Annotated in this window: 1 protein-coding gene; it reads left to right on the top strand. The window is 39.4% G+C overall.

Annotation, left to right across the window (positions count from 1 at the left end; translation table 11 throughout):
• Nucleotides 1-297 (top strand): CARDB domain-containing protein (locus JUI58_RS18895; protein ID WP_204105366.1); only part of this gene is annotated, 297 nt, incomplete at both ends.

The following is a 297-nucleotide window of genomic DNA, read 5'->3' as shown; positions in this document are numbered from 1 at the left end:
ATATTTTGTTCCAAGCGGATGGTTATGGTTATGTCTCGGAAAGCAATGAATCCAATAATGTTGCTTATAAAGCAATTAACATTATCGACCCCAAACCCGATTTAGTCGTCCAAAATCAATCGGTACCCAGTTCCGCTAAGGCTGGAGATACTATCAAAGTCACCAGTTATGTCAAAAATATTGGTGATGCTACAGCCGGTTATAGTTACTTGAAATATTACTTGTCCGATGATACAAATCTCGATTCTGGAGACAAGTTTTTAGGCAATGATTATGTGGGGAGTCTCGCTGCTGGAA

Origin of the sequence: Spirulina sp. CCY15215 (genome assembly GCF_016888125.1) — a bacterium.
GTDB lineage: Bacteria > Cyanobacteriota > Cyanobacteriia > Cyanobacteriales > Spirulinaceae > CCY15215.
This window is presented reverse-complemented; position numbering and strand designations above follow the sequence as displayed.